This window comes from Bradyrhizobium sp. HKCCYLS3077, from assembly GCF_051167555.1.
GTDB lineage: Bacteria > Pseudomonadota > Alphaproteobacteria > Rhizobiales > Xanthobacteraceae > Bradyrhizobium.
On the sequence record NZ_JBNPTH010000003.1, the window covers coordinates 850907 to 868788 of the forward strand.

15 protein-coding genes are annotated in these 17882 nt (G+C 66.2%); 6 read left to right on the plus strand and 9 right to left on the minus strand.

The features are described 5' to 3' along the window. The first annotated feature begins 61 nt into the window (after nucleotides 1-61). Complete coding sequence (locus ACQR0Z_RS15885; RefSeq protein WP_434919239.1) at nucleotides 62-448, plus strand: VOC family protein; 387 nt, start codon at nucleotides 62-64, stop codon at nucleotides 446-448. Between the two features lie 16 nt (nucleotides 449-464). On the opposite strand, the gene ACQR0Z_RS15890 is transcribed toward ACQR0Z_RS15885, so the two are convergent. Continuing rightward, complete coding sequence (locus tag ACQR0Z_RS15890) at nucleotides 465-1397, minus strand: LysR family transcriptional regulator (RefSeq protein WP_434919240.1); 933 nt, start codon at nucleotides 1395-1397, stop codon at nucleotides 465-467. Between the two features lie 123 nt (nucleotides 1398-1520). Here ACQR0Z_RS15890 and ACQR0Z_RS15895 point away from each other — a divergent pair, with 123 nt between their 5' ends. The 4 genes from ACQR0Z_RS15895 (at nucleotide 1521) to ACQR0Z_RS15910 (ending at nucleotide 5411) form a co-directional block, all read left to right on the plus strand. After that, nucleotides 1521-1874 carry a protocatechuate 4,5-dioxygenase subunit alpha gene (locus ACQR0Z_RS15895; RefSeq protein WP_434919241.1) on the plus strand — a complete coding sequence of 118 codons (354 nt, stop codon included), beginning with the start codon at nucleotides 1521-1523 and terminating at the stop codon, nucleotides 1872-1874. Between the two features lie 5 nt (nucleotides 1875-1879). Then, nucleotides 1880-2716, plus strand: coding sequence for a class III extradiol dioxygenase family protein (locus ACQR0Z_RS15900; protein WP_434919242.1), 837 nt, complete (start codon nucleotides 1880-1882; stop codon nucleotides 2714-2716). Nucleotides 2717-3027: 311 nt separating this feature from the next. After that, nucleotides 3028-4203: a glycosyltransferase gene (locus ACQR0Z_RS15905; RefSeq protein ID WP_434919243.1), complete on the plus strand. Its 1176-nt coding sequence runs from the start codon at nucleotides 3028-3030 to the stop codon at nucleotides 4201-4203. A 23-nt stretch (nucleotides 4204-4226) separates the two neighbouring features. Continuing rightward, complete coding sequence (locus tag ACQR0Z_RS15910; protein ID WP_434919244.1) at nucleotides 4227-5411, plus strand: glycosyltransferase family 4 protein; 1185 nt, start codon at nucleotides 4227-4229, stop codon at nucleotides 5409-5411. Here the strand turns inward: ACQR0Z_RS15910 and ACQR0Z_RS15915 are convergent. From ACQR0Z_RS15915 to ACQR0Z_RS15945, 7 genes are all read right to left on the minus strand, one after another. Beyond that, a complete protein-coding gene (locus ACQR0Z_RS15915; protein ID WP_434919245.1) occupies nucleotides 5393-7240 on the minus strand; it encodes a glycosyltransferase in 1848 nt (615 codons plus the stop codon). The two genes, ACQR0Z_RS15910 and ACQR0Z_RS15915, sit on opposite strands and share 19 nt — an antisense overlap. Beyond that, nucleotides 7156-8886 carry a glycosyltransferase gene (locus tag ACQR0Z_RS15920; protein WP_434919246.1) on the minus strand — a complete coding sequence of 577 codons (1731 nt, stop codon included), beginning with the start codon at nucleotides 8884-8886 and terminating at the stop codon, nucleotides 7156-7158. Before ACQR0Z_RS15920 ends, ACQR0Z_RS15915 begins: the two co-directional genes overlap by 85 nt. A gap of 226 nt (nucleotides 8887-9112) precedes the next feature. Continuing rightward, the gene (locus ACQR0Z_RS15925) at nucleotides 9113-9415 is read right to left on the minus strand and encodes a DUF3861 domain-containing protein (protein ID WP_434919247.1); all 303 of its coding nucleotides are present in this window, start codon (nucleotides 9413-9415) and stop codon (nucleotides 9113-9115) included. 30 nt (nucleotides 9416-9445) lie between these two features. Next, entirely contained in the window at nucleotides 9446-10150 is a 705-nt protein-coding gene (locus tag ACQR0Z_RS15930) for a PadR family transcriptional regulator (RefSeq protein WP_434919248.1), read from the minus strand. A gap of 120 nt (nucleotides 10151-10270) precedes the next feature. After that, entirely contained in the window at nucleotides 10271-13345 is a 3075-nt protein-coding gene (locus ACQR0Z_RS15935; RefSeq protein WP_434919249.1) for an efflux RND transporter permease subunit, read from the minus strand. Between the two features lie 28 nt (nucleotides 13346-13373). Next, nucleotides 13374-14489 (minus strand): efflux RND transporter periplasmic adaptor subunit, encoded by a 1116-nt coding sequence (locus tag ACQR0Z_RS15940; RefSeq protein WP_434919250.1) that lies wholly within the window; start codon nucleotides 14487-14489, stop codon nucleotides 13374-13376. Beyond that, entirely contained in the window at nucleotides 14489-16069 is a 1581-nt protein-coding gene (locus ACQR0Z_RS15945) for an efflux transporter outer membrane subunit (RefSeq protein ID WP_434919251.1), read from the minus strand. Before ACQR0Z_RS15945 ends, ACQR0Z_RS15940 begins: the two co-directional genes overlap by 1 nt. An 84-nt stretch (nucleotides 16070-16153) precedes the next feature. Here ACQR0Z_RS15945 and ACQR0Z_RS15950 point away from each other — a divergent pair, with 84 nt between their 5' ends. Next, nucleotides 16154-16906, plus strand: a complete 753-nt coding sequence (locus ACQR0Z_RS15950; RefSeq protein ID WP_434919252.1) for a TetR/AcrR family transcriptional regulator — start codon at nucleotides 16154-16156, stop codon at nucleotides 16904-16906. A gap of 3 nt (nucleotides 16907-16909) precedes the next feature. Here the strand turns inward: ACQR0Z_RS15950 and ACQR0Z_RS15955 are convergent, their stop codons facing one another. Beyond that, nucleotides 16910-17827: a PepSY domain-containing protein gene (locus ACQR0Z_RS15955; RefSeq protein ID WP_434919253.1), complete on the minus strand. Its 918-nt coding sequence runs from the start codon at nucleotides 17825-17827 to the stop codon at nucleotides 16910-16912. Nucleotides 17828-17882 lie beyond the last annotated feature (55 nt).

Below are 17882 nucleotides of genomic sequence, written 5' to 3' on the forward strand. Positions count from 1 at the left end.
GCATGACGTGGCGTCCGCACGCTCTGCGGACGTCAATTGTCCTCGACCAGAAAGGATCGTCATGCTCGACCACGTCGGCTTTCCCGTCTCCGACTTCGCTCGCGCCAAGGCCTTTTATGCAGCGGCGCTCGCGCCGCTTGGCTACGTCCTGATGATGGAGATCACCGACGCGCAGACCGGAGGCCACGGCGATCACGCCGGCTTCGGTGACGGTCGCCCGGACTTCTGGATCGGCACCGGCGGCAAGGCGGCGACCTCCACGCATGTCGCGTTCCAGGCCAAGGATCGCGCCACCGTCGATGCATTCTACCAGGCGGCGATCGCGGCAGGCGGCCGTGACAATGGCGCGCCGGGACTGCGGCCGCATTATCACGCGACCTATTACGGCGCCTTCGTACGCGATCCCGACGGCAACAATGTCGAGGCGGTCTGTCATACGCCGGAGTGAGTGATCCCCAGGCGGACTATGCCGTCACCGGCATGTGCTCCGCTGCGGCGGCGAGGCTCGGCGCCACCACGATCTCGAGCTGCTGGCGCAGCCAGCGGTGCATCGGGTCATCATGGTGGCGCAGGTGCCAGACCATGTACATCGGCATGGGCGGGCAGGGGACCGGCACTGGCGCCACGGCGAGCCCTCGCAGCATGTAGGCGCGCAGCAGGCCCGGCAGGGTCGCGATCATGCGGCTGCCGCGCAGGAACGGGCCGATGCCGCCGAAGCCCGGCACTTGTGCGACGAACCGCCTGACGAGGCCGCGCTCGGCCAGGACCTCGTCGATATCAAGCCGGCGACGTGGCTCGTAGACGACGGTGACGTGATCGCTGGCGAGATAGTCCTCCAGGCTCCGCGGCGGCTCGCGCTGGCTTGCATCGTAGAACACGCGGTAGCTGTCCTCGAACAGCCGCTTCTGCAGGATGTCGCTGCCCTCGGGCGGGCGCGGCGTGATGATGAGCTGGCAATGCTCCTCACGCAGCATCTCCGGCGTCGGCGCGCCCGACGGGATCACGCGCAGGCTCAGGCCCGGCGCCTGCGCGCGGGCGTAGCGCAGCAGCGAGGGCAGCAGCAGGTCGCGCTGCAGGTCATTGGCGGCGATCGTCACTTGCGCGGAGATCTTGGCCGGCTCGAACGCGGCGGCATGCGAGAAGCCGCGGAGATCGTCGAGCAGGGCGCGGGCGCGCAACGCCAGCAGTTGCGCATGCGCCGTCGGCACGATGCCGCGGCCGGACTTGACGAACAGCGGATCGCCGGTGATGGCCCGCAATTTGTCGAGGAGATGGCTGACGGCGGATTGCGTCACGCCGAGCCGCTGCGCGGCGCGCGTCACCGAGCCCTCCTCGATAACGGCGAGCAGCAGCTGCAGCAGATGGCCGTCGAGGTCCAAATGATCGAATTGGCTCATGGATCAGATCAGGCGGGCTGCCTTTATCGGATGCGTTTCGCAGCGATACTGGCGGGCACGGATCACGCCGCGCTTGATCCAGATCAAACGCGGCGGCCCAGAACGCTTTCAGGGGAGGTTTCAATGTCCGCCACATCGGCCCGGCAGCCCGTGCCCGGCACCACCATCTTCGACGGCGAGCAGGCCCGCAAAGGCTACGCCCTCAACAAGATGTGCTACTCGTTCAACGACGCCGCCAACCGCAAGGCCTTCGTCGCCGACGAGGACGGCTATTGCACGAAATATGCCCTCAACGACCAGCAGCGCGCCGCGATCAAGAGCCGCAATGTGCTGGCGCTGATCGAGGCCGGCGGCAACGCCTATTACCTCGCCAAATTCGCCGGCATCTTCGGGTTGGACATGCAGGATATCGGCGCCCAGCAGACCGGACTGACCAAAGAGCAGTTCAAGGCCAAGCTTCTGGCGGCACGGGGGTAATCATCATGGCAAAGATTGTCGGCAGCATCACCACCTCGCACGTCCCGGCCATCGGCGGCGCCATCGCCAAGGGGCTGCAGCAGGATCCGTATTGGAAGCCGTTCTTCGACGGCTTCCCGCATGTCCGCGACTGGCTCGCCAAGGTGAAGCCGGACGTCGTCGTGCTCGTCTACAACGATCACGGCCTCAACTTCTTCCTCGACAAGATGCCGACCTTCGCGATCGGCGCCTGCGACAGCTACAGCAATGCCGACGAGGGCTGGGGCATTCCGCAGACCGCGCCGTTCAAGGGCGACAGCGAGTTGTCGTGGCACCTGATCGAGCATCTGGTGAAGGAGGATTTCGACCTCACCACCTGCCAGGAGATGGTCGTCGACCACGCCTTCACCTTGCCGATGGCGCTGTGCTGGCCGGACCAGAAATGGCCGGTCCGCGTGGTGCCGGTCGTCGTCAACACCGTGCAGGCGCCGCTGCCCTCGGCCGCGCGCTGCTACAAGCTCGGCCAGGCCTTGGCGCGGGCCATCGAATCCTGGCCGAAGGACGAGCGCGTCGTGGTGATGGGCACCGGCGGTCTGTCGCATCAGCTCGACGGCGAGCGCGCCGGCTTCATCAACAAGGATTTCGACGAGAAGTTCATGGCCAGCATGGTCGACGACCCCGCCTGGGCGACCAAGTACTCGACCACGGAGCTGGTCGAGCTGTCGGGCACGCAGGGCGTCGAGCTGCTGAACTGGATGGTCGCGCGCGGCGCCTTGCCGGAGAAGGTGCGCAAGGAGCATGCGAACTACCACATCCCGATCTCGAACACGGCGACCGGCCTGATGGTGCTGGAGCCGGCGTAGCGAGGGACCCCTTCTGGCGCGGTTTGACCAATGGCCCGATCAAGGCACGAGGGCGGGCATTTCGCCCCTCGCGCCTTCCTATTGAGGGGAGAGTGAACGGCCCACCGCCACGTTGAGTCGAATTTTGGGCGGCTCGCGGCGAAAACCCGGCTGAAACGTCGCATTGCCGCGTCAACTCAAACGCGCTACCTCCCTATATGCACATTGACGTGTATATTGGACTCGCGCGCGTTGCTAGATTTCAGACACCGATTTGAACCCCGCGTGGATCATTGGGATCCCGTGCGGAGACCATTTCCGGATACGCCGGCGTGACAGTCAGCATGGCCGGCGCTCCGCCGGGCCGCATCAAGGTGCTGCACGCTTACAAGGTCTTTGTCCCCGATATGTTCGGCGGGATTCCGCATGTTATCGAGACGATCACCGCATCCGCCGCGATGTCATCCGCGGTGGTCGCGCCACGGTCGTTTGGGTGGGGCGGTCGCGATCAGCGCGGGACGACGAGGGTTCAACGGGTCGCATCGCTCGGCACGCTGTCGTCCGTGCCGCTGGCCCCGACCTACCCGTTCGCGATGGCGCGCCTCGCGTGGGATGCAGATGTCGTCGCTCATCACGCGCCGTTTCCGCTGACGGATCTGGCGTTGCTCGGGCTGCCCGAACACGTCGCGCTCGTCATCCATTGGCATGCCGATATCGTTGGTCGGGAATGGCTGAAGCGCGGCGTCGCGCCCTTGATCCGGCGTGCGTTGACAAGGGCCGACCGCATCGTCGTGACCGACGATACGATGCTGGAGAGCAAGGCTCTCGCCTGCTTCCGTGACAAATGCACGACCGTGCCGCTGGGATGCGATGTTCGCTACTGGGGGACGCTGGACGGACCAATGGCGCAACGGGTCGCCGAGCTCCGCCGCCGGAAGCCGCGTCTGGTCGTCGCCGTCGGGCGGCTCGTCGGCTACAAGGGGTTCGACGTGCTGCTTCACGCAGCAAAGCATGTCGATACCGATGTCGTCGTGATCGGCGACGGCGTGCTTCGGCAGCCGCTGTCACGGCTGGCCCAGCAACTCGGGATCGCCGAGCGTGTCGAGTTTCGCGGCGGCGCCGACCGCGACGACGTCAAGGCGCACATGCACGCCGCCGCCGTCGTCGTCGTCCCGTCGGTCACGGACGCCGAGGCCTTCGGACTTGTGCAGATCGAGGCGATGGCCGCAGGACGTCCGGTCATCAACACGGCGCTGCGAACCGCCGTGCCGCGCGTCGTGCGTCATGGACTTGAAGGACTGACGGTGCCGCCCGGTGATGCGCCCGCGCTCGCCAAGGCGATCGCGCGCCTGCTTGCTGATCCCGACTTTGCCGCGCGCCTTGCGGCCGGCGGGCGACAGCGGGCCTTCGCGGAGTTCGATCAGTCGGTGTTTCAGTCCCGCATCGAAGCGGTCTACGCCGACGCGCTGGCGCGGCGGCGACGCCGTGTCGCGATGGCCGCGCTATGAGGGCGCAAGGCGGCGCATCGCTCGTGATCGGCGTCGAAGCCGGCCTGATCAGAGGGCCGCGCACCGGGGTCGTCAATTATACGATCCACATGGTGCGCGCATTGCTGGCCCGCGATCTGCCGCCAAAATTCGCGGCGCTGGGGGGCGGGCGCTGGTCCGCTCTCGATTTGCAGGGGCTCGATGAGCTGGTAGGCGATGCCGACGGGATCGCCTCGACGCCGCGGCCCGCAACCGTGCGGATCGAGGCTGCCCTGCGCCATCGTCTGGCGCGGTTTTCACCGCTCCGCGCAGCCTATCGCGCGTTGCGGCGCCGGCGTTTTCGAAACGCGGCGCTTCCTGCGCGGCTCGATCTGTTCCACGCCTTCAACTTCATGCCGCCGGTAAGTTTGTCGGTGCCGGTCGTCCCCGTCATTCACGATCTATCCGTGGTCAGATATCCGGAATTCCATCCCGCGGACCGGGTCAGGCTGCTCCGCGGACTGGCCGATGTGGCGGCGCGGGCGCCAGCGGTCCAGACCGTTTCCGAGTTCTCGAAGCGAGAGATCGAGGCAATCCTGGGGATCGCCGGCAACAAGATCGTCGTCGCCCCGCCTGCGGCGGCAGCGATCTTCAGGCCGTTGGGCGAGGCGGCCTGCACCACGCATCTCGCCGCGCGGGACTTGCGTTTCGGCAGCTATGTGCTGGTGGTCGGCACGCTCGAGCCGCGCAAGAATCTCCGCACGCTGGTGGACGCCTTCAGCCGCCTGCCGGCGCCAACCCGAGCCCGATGCCCGATGGTCGTCGTGGGCATGACAGGGTGGGGCGATCTCGCGCTGCCAGCGGCCACCGAGCGGTTGAGGGCCTCCGGCCACCTCCGGTTTCTCGGCGCAGTGACCAGCCGCGAACTGCGCTCGCTTTACGAGGGCGCCCGGCTGCTGATCATGCCGTCCATCTATGAGGGCTTCGGCATGCCGGTGGTGGAGGCTCTGGCGTGCGGGACGGCTGTCGCTCATAGCAGCGATACGGCGATGGACGAGATCACCGCCGGTCTCGGCCGGCGCGCCGCGGCGCTGGATGTGGAGGGGTGGACGCACGTCCTCGACGAGGCGGCAAATGGTGACGCCCATGCCGATCCCTTGCTGCGCGAGCAGCGGCTTCTCCGTGCCCGCTCCTTCAGCTGGCAAGCCAGCGCGGATCGCGTCGCCGAGCTCTACCGAAGCCTTTCCTGATTCATAGGACGAGGCGACGGATCGGAGGTCGGCGCCAGACGCGCGATGGCGGCCTCCACATCCGCTGCAATGGCGCGGTCATCGCATTGGGCTGGCCCGCGCGCCCCGATCCATTGCGGCACGTCGGCCAGCACCGCGGCGATGTCCCGCGCGTGATCGGGCTCATTCAGGAGAACGAAGGAGAAGCCGCGGCGCAGGCGGACGGTCTCGATGACGGCGGGCAGAGGGGCTGCACCGGGGCCGCCGATGATCCGGCTGACCGGCTCCAGCAACCGCAGCAGCTTCCGGATCCAGCGCGGCTGCGGGCAAGCGCCAAGCAGCGCCGCGCTGGATGCGCCACGCTGCTCGACCATCTCGCGGATCGCGGAGCGCCGGAACTCGCGCTGCGACACCAGCAGTTCGGCCACGGCGAATCCCCGCGCGGCGAGCAATCTGAGGCGCTGCTCCCGAACTGAGTCCGGGCCGCTCGCAGTCTTGACCGAACTGACATGGAGAACAGGCAGGCGAGGCCGCACTGTGTGCTCGCTGGTATCGGTGAGCCAGGCGGTCATCCGATGCCATTGCCTCACGGCATCGGCAGCCAAGATCTCCTCACCGCTGCGCGGGCGCGCGATCAATGCGGCGGCCATGTCGGGCCAGCCGCGCCAGTCGGTCAGGAAGAGCGCGGCGCCGTTCGAGTGCTCCTGCTCGGCGGACATGCCGGAGGCGGCGAGCACCGGCTTTCCCGCCAAGGCCGCTTCAAGGAACACCCGGCTCACCCGCCAGCCATAGGCATCAGGATCGTAAGGCAGCAGGATCACATCGGCGAGCCGAAGCAGCGCGCCATAGGCCTCGTCCGAAAGATCGTCAGGATGAACCAGCGTACCGGGATGGGTCGAGACAGCATCGATTTGCGGCCGTGCTCCGTCACCGATGTCCGGCCGCTGCAGCAGCAGCCGATAGCGCGGGTTTGCGTCGGCTAGCGCTCCAATGATGGTAGGAAGCAGAGCTGCGCCCTTGTCGGACCGCATCCTTCCGGGGCACCAGGCCAAGCGTCCTCCGTCGCGCCGGAATGCGGTCAGGCTGTCCAGGAGCGCTCGTTCCTGCGGTGGAAGCGGCGTCTCATACATTGTAGTTGATGAACCCGTCAGGCGCGCGATCTCGTCGTCGTCGAAGACATCGCCGATGCCGTCGACGGCCACGCCGAGCAGGTCCTGCAGTCTTGCTGCCAAACGGCGGTTGGTTGCGAAACAGCCGATCCGATCGGCCCATCCGCTGCCCTGCACGCGCCAGCGCAAGGCGCCGACGTCGAGCGGCCGGTACCACGACGTGTAAAGCTCCGGCTTCTCGTGAAACATGAGCGCCATGCGCGGCGGGGCGGCGAGAAACAGCGGCAGCGCCAGCAACTCGGCAAGCATCGCGACGGTGGCTGTCGGCACCAGCACGCGCAGCGCATCCGACCGGGCGGCCTCGATGTCGATGGCCTCGAGCACCGCGCTCGCGAAAGGAGAGAAGGTGCTGGTCTCGAACATCCGGTCGGTGGCCGCTCGCGCGGCAGAGCTGTCTCGCCGTTCGTAGTAGGACCGCGCAAATGTCGGGATGACCTCCGCGCCCTCGATTCGTGACGGGCCGCGATAGGCGGCGTTCGCCAGGATACGGGCGGACCATCCAAGACGTTCCAGGCGGCGGGTCAGCGCGATCGCATAGCGCCAGGGATGACCGAAGCTGCCTTGCAGGTGCGGCTCGACGATCAGGACAGTGGCTGTCATGCGACGGAAATCACCGGAGCGTCGTACCGGTCGAGCAAAGCGCTGACATGTTCGCGGTAGCGCTGGCCGATGACGGCCCAATCCGCGCAGGCGAGCGCGGCCGCGCGCGTCGCCGCCCCGATCCGCCGCAACGTCTCGTCATCGCGCAGTGCGAGCTCCGCAAGGCGCCGCCCGAATTCGGCGGGCTCACATAGAATGAACTGATCGCGCAGCTCCGGCGGCACGCCGCGCGCGCCGAACCGGGTCGACAGCACCGCCAGCCCGCCGGCGGCATATTCGAAGGTCTTGATGTTCGAGCCCGAGCCGCTCTCGATCGGGTTGAGCGCGATGTCGCTGACCTGGAAGGCAAGCCATTTGGTGCTCTCGTCGACCTCGCCGAGACGGATCACGTTGACGGCATGGGATCGCTTCAACGCCTGATAGCCGCAGACCGATCCGACAAAAAGGAAGGTGATCTCGGGCATCCGGGCAGCCAGCGCCAGGATGCGGTCGGCCGCTTCGAAGTTCGGATAATGATAGGAGCCCGCGAAGATGGCCAGCCGCCCCGTACGCGTGTCGTGCAAGGCGTGACGAATGCGCCGGCGCGCCTCGGCGGTCAATGTGGGGACGCCGCGCGCGTCGACGCCGTTGGCCACCAGATGAAGCGGGACACGCTCGACATCGTAGTCGTCGCGCAGCCCCTGAATGTCGTCTGGCGAGCAGCACACGATGAGATCGGCCTCGTCAACGGCCGTGGTCTCCACAGCGCGGACGGCGTCCAGCAGAGCGGGGTGCTGCTCCAGCAACGGCGCCTTCAGGCGGACTTCCACGTTGTGGGCGTCATAGATCAGCGGAATCGGCTGCGCGCAGCGGGCGTCCAGCAGCGCATGAATGGAATAGGGGTGCGAGCTGACGCACAGGTCGGCGCCGGCGAGGCGTGCGGCCAACGCGGCCTGGTAGTTGCGGCACTTGGCCCAATGCAGCGCATAGGCCGCATCGGAGGCCATCTCGACTGTCTGCTCGATCGCGTCGAGTTGCCGGTCGTAGCCGGGCTCGGTCTTGATCCGGATTTCCCGCAGGTGCGGATTGAAGGTGATGATGCGGTCGCGCCCCCTGATCTGCGGTGTGACGATCTCGACGTCGAACGTCCGCGACAGCTCGCGCGCAAGGAAGAAGATGCGCCGCTGGCCGCCGTGCATCACGGGCCAGACGGGATAGAGATTGGCGATCACGACACGGCGGCGCGACGGCGCGGGTGAAGGCTTGCCCTGTGGCTGTCGCAGCGATCTCAGCAACATCCGGCGCAGCGACGTGTCCGGAGCGAGCCGGGTCCCGAGACGGCGCGCGCGCCAGCGGAAGAAGGCAAATGCCAGACGCCCTGCTGTGGCAAGGCCGAGCCCCGTCAGGCGCCGATGCAGATGCCACAGCAGGCGATCGACCTGGCGGATGTTGGTCCGGATGCGGCGCCCGTCCTTGCGGTTCGCAGCATCGAGCTCGATGAGGAGGTCGAGCTTCTGCCACATGTGAAGATCGCTGGCGGCGATCTGGTATTGCGCTGGACCAGGCAGGCGCCCGCGCAGCGCGGCCGTCGCCGACGCGACGAAGTCGCGGCCGTCCAGAGCGATCAGATCTTCGACCGCGTATTCATTGTGAGCCGACAGGAGCGTGAGCAGGTCGGCGAGACCGCCGCTGTCGCCTTCGACGTAGCGGCTCTCGCGAACGTCCTGCGCGAATTCATAAGGATGCAATTTGCTCCAGTGCTCCAAGGTCGCGCGAAATCTGGAGCTCTGATCCGGACTTTCCACAATGAACCAACGTCAGCAATGACATTACACACGGGGCGCCGGCAGCAACATCTCAGCCGGCATCGACAAGAAACACAGTCCATGTTTCTTATCGAGCAGACCTGATGATGTCGAGTCGGTGCCGGCCCGCCGCATCGCGACGCATCGAGCGAATGCCGCGTGACGAAGGTCACGGTCTCTTCGTCCGGTGGTTCCCGGATTTCAGCTTCATTATGAACTGCTTGAACGCCGGGCCGAACTCGGCGAACAGCGGCTCGCGGCGATGCTTCAGCATCACGCCGCCGAGCAGCTTCAACCCGGTGACGAACGCCTTGCGCTCGTGGTCGTCGTTGAATAGGCCGCGGCGCTGGATGCGCGCGACGATCTCGTTGAGATCGTCATGGCTTTGGAATGTGAAATCATAACTGGGGCCCGCGTGGCCGTCGCTGCGCGGGCTGATGTCGGTGACTTCGATGGCATAGGCGTGGGGCATCTCGTCGATCTCTCGATGATTGGCCGCGGATCAGGCTGCGCCGTCGCCCTGGATCTCGGCGATCGCGCGGGTGAGGATGTCGTTGACACGCTTGGCCTCCGCCTCGCTCCAGCCCGGTCGGTGCATCTTGAGCGCCATCTTCAGCGTCTGCACCGCCTGCAGCACCTGCTCCGGCGGGTGCATGCCGCCCATGGCGCGGGCCATGATGCGCATCCGGCTGAGAAGGCCCTCGATGGCGGCTGCGTCGTCCTTCAGCGCCTGGCGGCCGGCCTCGGTGATGGCGAACAGCTTCTTGCCGCCCTCGGCTGATGCGGCTTCGATCTGGCCCATGTCCTCGAGCAGGCTGAGGATCGGATAGACCGAGCCGGGGCTCGGCGAGTAGGCGCCGCCGACCAACTGCTCGACCGCCTTGATCAGCTCGTAGCCATGTCGCGGCTTCTCGCCGATCAGCCACAGCAGCAGGCTGCGCAGGTCGCCGGGGCCGAAGAAGCGACCGCCGCCGCCACGGCCGAACTCCTCGCGGCCGCCGCGCCGTCCATCGCCTTCAAACCGGCCCGGCCCGCGATGGCGGCCGAAACCGGGACCGCGGCCGGCCAGGCGAGCGTCTTCACCCCCCTTGTCGAAGCCGTGGTGTCGCTCATGGCGGCGATGATGACCCCAGCCGCGATGCTCGTGCTCCTCGTCCCAGCCCTGGCGATCGAAAGTCCAATGATGATGATGATGATGATGTCTCATACGATATGATCTCCGTTTTGTACGAACGATATATCGTTTATAGGCATCGTTTGTCAATAGCGATCGATTGGACGCCTCGAATGATGAGCCAAGTGACTGATATATTGAGCCTTTCGTTTGCTATGGAGCGGCCGCCACGGCGGTGTCCGCGTTCGTCGCATGCGCTGTGCCGCGGTGGGCGATCAGGGCGTAGGCGACGGGGACCACGAACAGCGTGAACAGCGTCCCGATGGCGAGCCCCGTCGCGATCACGAGGCCCATGTTGAAGCGCGACACCGCGCCGGCGCCGCTGGCGGTGATCAGCGGGATCACGCCGAGCACCATCGCCGCCGTCGTCATGAGGATCGGCCGCAGTCGGATGGTGGCGGCCTCGATGATCGCCTCGGTGCGGTCCTTGCCCTGTTCGCGCAGCTCATTGGCGACCTCGACCATCAGGATGCCGTGCTTGCTGACGAGCCCCATCAAGGTGACCAGGCCGACCTGGGTGTAGATGTTGATGCTGGCGCCGCCGAGCCCGAGGCTGATGAAGATCAGCGCACCGGCGAGCGACATCGGCACCGACACCAGGATGATGATCGGGTCGACGAAGCTGTTGAACAGGGCGGCGAGCGCGAGGAAGATGATGATCAGGGCGAACACGAAAGTCGTGACGAAGCCGCCGGATTCCTGCTCGAGCTGTCGAGAGGCGCCGCCATAGTCGATCGAATAGCCCGACGGCAGCGATGTCGCGAGCTCCTTCAGGCTGTTGAGCGCATCGCCCATCGCGACGCCCGGCATCGCCACGCCCGAGATCGTCGCGGCGTTGATCTGCTGGAAGTGGTTGATCGATTCCGGAATGGTCTTGTGCTCGAGCCGGGCGACGGTCGACAGCGGCACCATCGTATTGCCGCTGGTGCGGATCGAATAGTCCAGCAGCTGATTGTCGGTGAGACGGTCGTTTTGCCGGACCTGGGGAATCACCTTGTAGGAGCGGCCCTCCAGGCTGAAATAGTCCAGATAGTTGCCGCCCAGCATGGTCGCGAGCGCGCCGCCGAGGTCGCTCATCTTCAGTCCGAGATCGGCGGCCTTGTCGCGGTCGAATACGACGGTGGTCTGCGGCTTGTCGATCTTCAGGTCGGTGTCGAGGAAGATGAACTTGCCGCTCGCGAGCGCCTTGGCCATGAAGTCGCGCGAGACGTCGTTGAGCTCGGAAAACGCACCCGTCGTGCCGATCACGAACTGGACCGGTAGGCCGTTGCTGCCCGGCAGCGGGGCGGGCTGGAAGGCGACCGAGCGGGCGCCGGCGATGCCGTTCAGCATCTGCTGGAATTCCGGCTGCAGGGTCTTGGTCGTCGCCTTGCGCTGATCCCAGGGTTTCAGCACCCAGCCGCCGATCGCCTGCGTCGGGGTGTCGATCTGGAACACCGTGCGCGTCTCCGGCCGCTGCGCGATCAGGCCGAACAGCTGCTTGCCATAGAACTCGCGCTGCTCGAGCGTGGCCGACGGCGCGGAGCTGGTCAGGGACAGCACGATGCCCTGGTCCTCGTCGGGCGCGAGCTCGCTGGTCGAGCTGACATAGAGCCAGGGGATCATCGCCAGCAGCAGCAGCGCGAACACGACGACGACAGGTTTAGTCGTGAAGACGCTCTCCAGCCCGCGGCGGTAGGCGTGGGCGAGACGTTCGAGCACGTGGTCGATGGTGCGGACCAGCCGCGCCTCCAGCGTCTGCGCGTCGCGCTCGGTCCGGCGCAGCAGCCAGGCGCAATTCATCGGCGACAAAGTCAGCGCGATCACGGCGGACACCGTGACGGCGCCGGCAAGGGTGAAGGCGAATTCGGTGAACAGCGCGCCGGTGAGACCGCCCTGGAAGCCGACCGGCACATAGACGGCGATCAGCACCACGGTCATCGCGATGATCGGGCTCGCCAGCGCGCGCGCCGACTGGATCGCGGCATCGACCGGCGCGACGCCCTCGTCGATCAGCCGGTGCACCGCCTCGACCACGATGATGGCGTCGTCGACGACGAGCCCGATCGCGAGCACCAGCGCCAGCAAGGTCAGCAGGTTGATCGAGAAGCCCATCAGCAGCATCAGGCCGAAAGTGCCTATCAAGGACAGCGGGATCGCGATCACCGGGATCAGCACCGAGCGCCACGAGCCCAGGAACATGAACACCACGAAGATCACGATGGCGATCGCTTCCACCAGCGTATGGACCACCTCGTCGATCGAGGAGTTCACGAAGTCGGTGGAGTCGTAGAGAACCTCGCTGGTGATGCCGTTCGGCAGCTGGCGCTGCAGGTCCGGCAGGACCGCCTTCACGCCGTTGATGACGTCGAGCAGGTTGGCGGTCGGCGCCACCTGGATGCCGATATAGACGGCGGTCTTGCCGTTGAAGCGCGTCGCCGAGTCGTAGTCGTCATTCCCCAGCGTGACATTGGCGACATCGCGCAGGCGGATGATGGCGCCGTTGACCTGCTTGACGACGAGATTGCGGTACTGCTCCAGCGAATGCAGGTTGGTCGCGGCGGCGAGATCGACCTGCACGAGGCGGCCCTTGGTGGTGCCGAGACCGGAGATGTAGTCGTTGCCGGACAGCGCCGTCGACACGTCCGTCGCGGTCAGGCCATAGGCGGCGAGCTTGTCCGGATCGAGCCAGGCGCGCAGCGCGAACTTCTTGGCGCCGAGCAGCTCGGCGGTCTGCACGCCGGAGACGGCCTGCAGCTTCGGCTGCACCACGCGGGTGAGATAATCGGTGATCTGGTTCGGCGCCAGCACGTCGCTGGCGAAGCCGATATACATGGAGTCGATGGTCTGGCCGACCTTCAGCGTCAGGGTCGGCTGCTGCGTGCCGGTCGGCAGCTGGTTCAGCACCGAGTTCACTTTGGCGTTGATCTCGGTCATCGCCTTGCCGGAATCGTAGTTGAGCCGCAGGTTCACCGTGATCGTGCTGCTGCCGGTGACGCTGGTCGACGTCATGTAGTCGATGCCGTTGGCCTGGGCGATCGCGTTCTCCAGTGGCGTCGTGATGAAGCCGGCGATGATGTCGCTGTCGGCGCCGGCATAGGCGGTGCTGACCGTCACGATGGCGTTCTGCGTGCGCGGATATTGCAGGATGGCGAGCGTCGTCATCGAGCGCAGACCGAGCACGAGGATCAGCGCGCTGACCACGAGCGCCAGCACCGGCCGGCGGATGAAGATGTCTGTGAAACGCATGGGGGGTCTGATCTCGGCTGGCGCGCGGTTACTGATCGACGACATCAGGAGCGGCTTCCGCCACGGGCACGTGCGAATTGTCGACCTTCACGGGGCTGCCATTGCGCAGCTTGATCTGTCCGGCGATCACCACCGTCTCGCCCGGCTTGACGCCCTCGGTGATCGCGATGCGGTCGCCCTTGGCCGGCTTGCTCTTGATGAACATCTGCCGCGCCTTGCCCTGGCCGTCCTTGAGATCGTCGACGACGTAGACGAGGTCGCCATAGGGATTGCTGACGACAGCGGTCAGCGGCAGGGTCACGAGTTGCTCCGGCTGGCCTACTCCGATCTCGACCTTGGCGAACATGCCCGGCAGCAGGCGCGCTTTTTCATTGTGCAGGGTGGCGCGGACCTGGACGTTGCGGCTGGTGGAATCGACCTTGGCGTTGATCGCCGAGATCTGGCCGGTGAAGCGCTCGCCGGGAAAGGCATCGACGGAGATGCTGACATCCTGGCCGATCCTGATATCGGCGAGCGACTGCTGCGGCAGATAGAAATCGACGAAGATCGGATCGAGGCTCTGCAGGGTGACGATGGTGGTGCCGGCGCTGAGATACTGGCCGAGATCGACGGCGCGGATGCCGAGCCGGCCAGCGAACGGCGCCTTCAAGGTCTTCTGCTCGACGACGGCCTTCTGTTGCGCCACCAGCGCCTGCGCGTTCTTCAGATTGGCGCGGTCGCTGTCGAGCGTCGCCTGGCTGACGGCGTTGAACTTGATCTGCTCCTCGTCGCGCTTGACGACGATCGCGGCGTTCTCGGCGGTGGCCTGCAGCGACTGCAGCTTGGCGACGTCGTCGGTGGCCACCAGCTGCAACAGCGACTGGCCGGCTTCGACCGAATCGCCCGAATTGAACTGGATGCTCTGCACGATGCCGGAGACCTGCAGCGCCAGGTCGGCGCCGTTGACGGCGCGCAGCGAGCCGACGGCGGTGAGATTGGAGCGCCACGACGCGGTCGCCGCGACAGCGGTCGAGATCGTCTGCGGCGGGTTGGCCATCGCGCCGATCGCCTTGGCGATCATGATGCCCTTGAACGTCTGGAAGCCGTACAGGCCGCCAAACAACAAGGCCATGACGGCCAGCATGATCGTCATGCGTTTCTTCATTACAGTGCTTCCTGGGTCGTGCGGTTAGGGCCGGCGAAATAGCCGGGATTGGCGCGTGGCAGCGCCGCTGGTGTCTCGTCCTGGCGATTCCACCAGCCGCCGCCGAGCGCCTGGAACAGCGCCGCGGTGTCGGTGAAGCGTGTCGCCTGCGACTTGATGCGGGAGACGCGCGCGTTGAGGTAGGACTGCTGCGCCGTGATGACGTTGGCGTAAGGAACGGCGCCGCTCTTGAACTGCTCGATCGCCATCGCCAGACTGTCGGCCGTGGCCTTCTCGGCGGCGGCCTGCGCCTTCAGCGCCTCGGCGTCGTACTGGATGGCGCGAAGCGAGTCGGCGACGTTCTGGAACGCGGTGATGACCGTGCTCTTGTAGAGCGACAGGTCCTGCTCGAAGGTCGCGACGTCGGCTTCCTTGGTATGATAGAGCGTGCCGCCGTCGATCAGCTTCTGGCTGACGCTCGAGGCCGCCTCCCACACCAGCGTCGTCGGCGAGAACAATCGCTCCGGTCCGCTCGCGCCATAGCTGCCCGACAGCGTCAGTTGCGGCAGCAGGTTGGCGATGCCGACGCCGACTGTCGCGGTCGCCTGGTGCAGGGTCGCCTCAGCCTGCCGGATGTCGGGGCGCTGGCGGACGAGCGAGGAGGGCAGGGAGACCGGCAGCCTGCGCGGCAGCCGCAGCTCCGCGAGCGTCACATGCTCGCCGCGGTCCTGGCTAGGCAGCCGGCCGAGATAGGCCATCAGCTGGTTGCGCTGCTGCGCGAGTTGCTTCTGCAGCGGGGCCAAGGTCGCCTTGGCCTGCGCCAGCGTCGCCTCCTGCGACAGCACGTCGGATTTGGAAATGGCGCCGACGTCGAACTGGCGCTGGATGCGCCCGAGCTGATCGGTCTCGGCCTTGATGATCTCCTCGGTGGCGGCGATCTGATCGCGCAGCGAGGCGTCGGTGATCGCGGCCGTCACCACATTGGCCGTGAGCGCGAGGTAGGTCGCCTCCATCTTGAACGCCTGGTAGTCGGCTTGTGCTTGCAGTGCCTCGACCTGCCGCCGTGTGCCGCCCCAGACGTCGAGCGCATAGCTGACGCTGACCGATGCGCCGTAGAGCGTATAAAGCGAGGTCTGGCCCGGCCACTGACCCTGCTGCGTGGTCGAAGCCTGCGTGCGCTCCGCCGATCCGCTCGCGCTCACCTGTGGAAACAGCGCGCCTTGTTGCGACAGGGCGTTCTCCCGCGCGGCGCGCAGCGCCAGTTGCGCGGCCTCGATGTCCGGATGATTGCGAATCGCCTCTTCGACGAAGGCGTTGAGCTGCCGTGAGTGAAACAGCGCCCACCAGACGCCGGGGAGGTCACTCCCGGATGCGAAGCTCTGCGCGTTGCCGCCCGGCGTGACGGCGCTCGCGGTCGAACCGAGGCGCTGCTCGCGGACGTAGCCGGTGGCGGCCGGCGCGTCCGGGGACATGAAGTCGGGCCCGACAGCGCAGGACGCCAGCAGCACGCTGCAACTGACGACCCCGAGCGAAACGGGAATTCCACCGCGTCGCGGGACCGGCCTCGACGAGATGGGAAACATTTCGACATGATCAGACATAAAACTAAACCGTTTCGTTCTCATTGAGCGACCATGCTTGCCGTGTCAGGCTTGAGTCAAGTCACGTTGGTGCTAGGAAGCGGCATGGTCACATCTTCTTCGCAAGCCGGTCCGTCAGGCGCTCTCGCGGCCGCGGGCCGCTCCGAGCTCAAGCACGGGCAGATTCTCGACAGTGCGCGGACGCTGTTTCTCGAGGTCGGGTTCGACAACAGCAGCGTCGATGCGATCGCGCGGCTGGCCGGGGTGTCGAAGGCGACGCTGTATGGTCATTTCGCCGACAAGGATGCGCTGCTGCTGGCGCTGGTCGAGGACGATTGCCGTCGGCGGCGTGAGCCGCTCTGGATCGAGACGGGGCAGATCATCGAGCTCGAACGGGATCTGCGCGAGATGGCGCGCCGTTTCCTGTCGATGTTTCTGGACGACCGCGGATTGGCGATGCATCGGCTGATCATGTCGTGCGCCTCACGCTACCCGGCGGTCGCGCAGGCGTTCATGACAGCGGGGCCGGACCGGTGCGATGCAGAGGTCGCGGCGTTCCTGCGCGCGGCGCAGAAGCAGGGACTGCTCGATATCGGCAATGTCAGGTTGGCCGCGACGCAGTTTCTCACCCTGATCCAGGGGCGGCTGCCATTGACGTGGGCGCTGTCGATGCAGGCGCCGAGCCCGGCCGAATGCCGCGCTCAGCTCGAAGGCGGGATCAAGGTCTTCATCGCAGCCTATGGGCGGCCGACGGCAGGCCGAAAGGCGGCTTGCAAGCCAGTGTCAAAGGCTACTTCAGGGTCCGCGTCAAAGACGCCCCTTCGACCGCAGCTCAAGCGGCCCTCGCGACGGCGATGAACGTCAGGTCGGAGCGGATGTCGCGACGGCCGGTTTGACTTGCGCGTCGCCCGTCCGCTTCGGCCGCCGCAGCCGGCGCTGCGTCCAGATCAGGACGCCCGTGATGAGCAGCGCGAGCAGCACCACCGAGATCAGTACGTTGGCAGCGCTGCCGATCAGCGACCAGTTGCCTTCGTGCAGCAGCCGCACCCAGTTGCGCGGCAGCGCGGAGACGCCATCGGCGGTCACGGCATAGGCGCGCAGTTCGTCGCCCTCGATGATTCGCGCCAGCATTCGCCCGCCGCGAGTGCCGATCATGTTGACGGTGGCGAGATCATGATCCCTGGCAGCGATGCTGACCGCCTCCGTCAAGGAGACACGCTTGCCTGCTGTCGCCGGCGCACTGAAGAAGCTGTTGCTGGGGTCGAGCAGGACGCCGGTCAAGGGGCTCAGCAGGATCAGCGGCAGCGTGAACCAAGCTGCGCCCTTGTGCCAGCCCGACAGCGTGTTGCGCAGCCGCGGCAGCCCCATCAGAATGCCGATGATCATGATGACGATCATCCCGATGGTGGAGATCGTCGTGAGACCCTCGATGCCGATCAGGTGCTCATGGGTCATGCGCGCCCATTGAAACACGCTGCTCGCTGCGGGCTTGTCGGCGACCGCGCCGGTGGCCATGTCGAGCTCGGTGCCGGGCCGGCCCTGCAAGGTCAGATGCTGCGTCGTCGGATTGATCGAGATGCCGCGCGCCTTGCCGTCGGGATCGTATTGCTTGATAAGTGCGACGACGCGCGCCGGATCGACGCTGCCCGGCTTCACGGCAGCGATCTGGGCGATCGGCTCGAAGGAGAGGATCAGTCCGGTGGCGATGATCACGAGCAATGGCAGCGCAAAGGTCAGGCTGATCCAGCGGTGGAGCTTGAGCAGAAGCTGCTTGTTCATCGTCATCTCCAGATGATCGTCTTGCACACGGGGCGTGGGCGAGATCGTTGTCCCT

Excerpts from the sequence above, each read along its gene's own strand:
- ACQR0Z_RS15925 (WP_434919247.1), bottom strand. The coding sequence starts at position 9,415 with ATGCCCCACGCCTATGCCATCGAAGTCACCGACATCAGCCCGCGCAGC.
- ACQR0Z_RS15895 (WP_434919241.1), top strand. The coding sequence starts at position 1,521 with ATGTCCGCCACATCGGCCCGGCAGCCCGTGCCCGGCACCACCATCTTC.
- ACQR0Z_RS15930 (WP_434919248.1), bottom strand. The coding sequence starts at position 10,150 with ATGAGACATCATCATCATCATCATCATTGGACTTTCGATCGCCAGGGC.
- ACQR0Z_RS15955 (WP_434919253.1), bottom strand. The coding sequence starts at position 17,827 with ATGAACAAGCAGCTTCTGCTCAAGCTCCACCGCTGGATCAGCCTGACC.
- ACQR0Z_RS15900 (WP_434919242.1), top strand. The coding sequence starts at position 1,880 with ATGGCAAAGATTGTCGGCAGCATCACCACCTCGCACGTCCCGGCCATC.
- ACQR0Z_RS15885 (WP_434919239.1), top strand. The coding sequence starts at position 62 with ATGCTCGACCACGTCGGCTTTCCCGTCTCCGACTTCGCTCGCGCCAAG.
- ACQR0Z_RS15945 (WP_434919251.1), bottom strand. The coding sequence starts at position 16,069 with ATGTCTGATCATGTCGAAATGTTTCCCATCTCGTCGAGGCCGGTCCCG.
- ACQR0Z_RS15935 (WP_434919249.1), bottom strand. The coding sequence starts at position 13,345 with ATGCGTTTCACAGACATCTTCATCCGCCGGCCGGTGCTGGCGCTCGTG.
- ACQR0Z_RS15890 (WP_434919240.1), bottom strand. The coding sequence starts at position 1,397 with ATGAGCCAATTCGATCATTTGGACCTCGACGGCCATCTGCTGCAGCTG.
- ACQR0Z_RS15940 (WP_434919250.1), bottom strand. The coding sequence starts at position 14,489 with ATGAAGAAACGCATGACGATCATGCTGGCCGTCATGGCCTTGTTGTTT.
- ACQR0Z_RS15950 (WP_434919252.1), top strand. The coding sequence starts at position 16,154 with ATGGTCACATCTTCTTCGCAAGCCGGTCCGTCAGGCGCTCTCGCGGCC.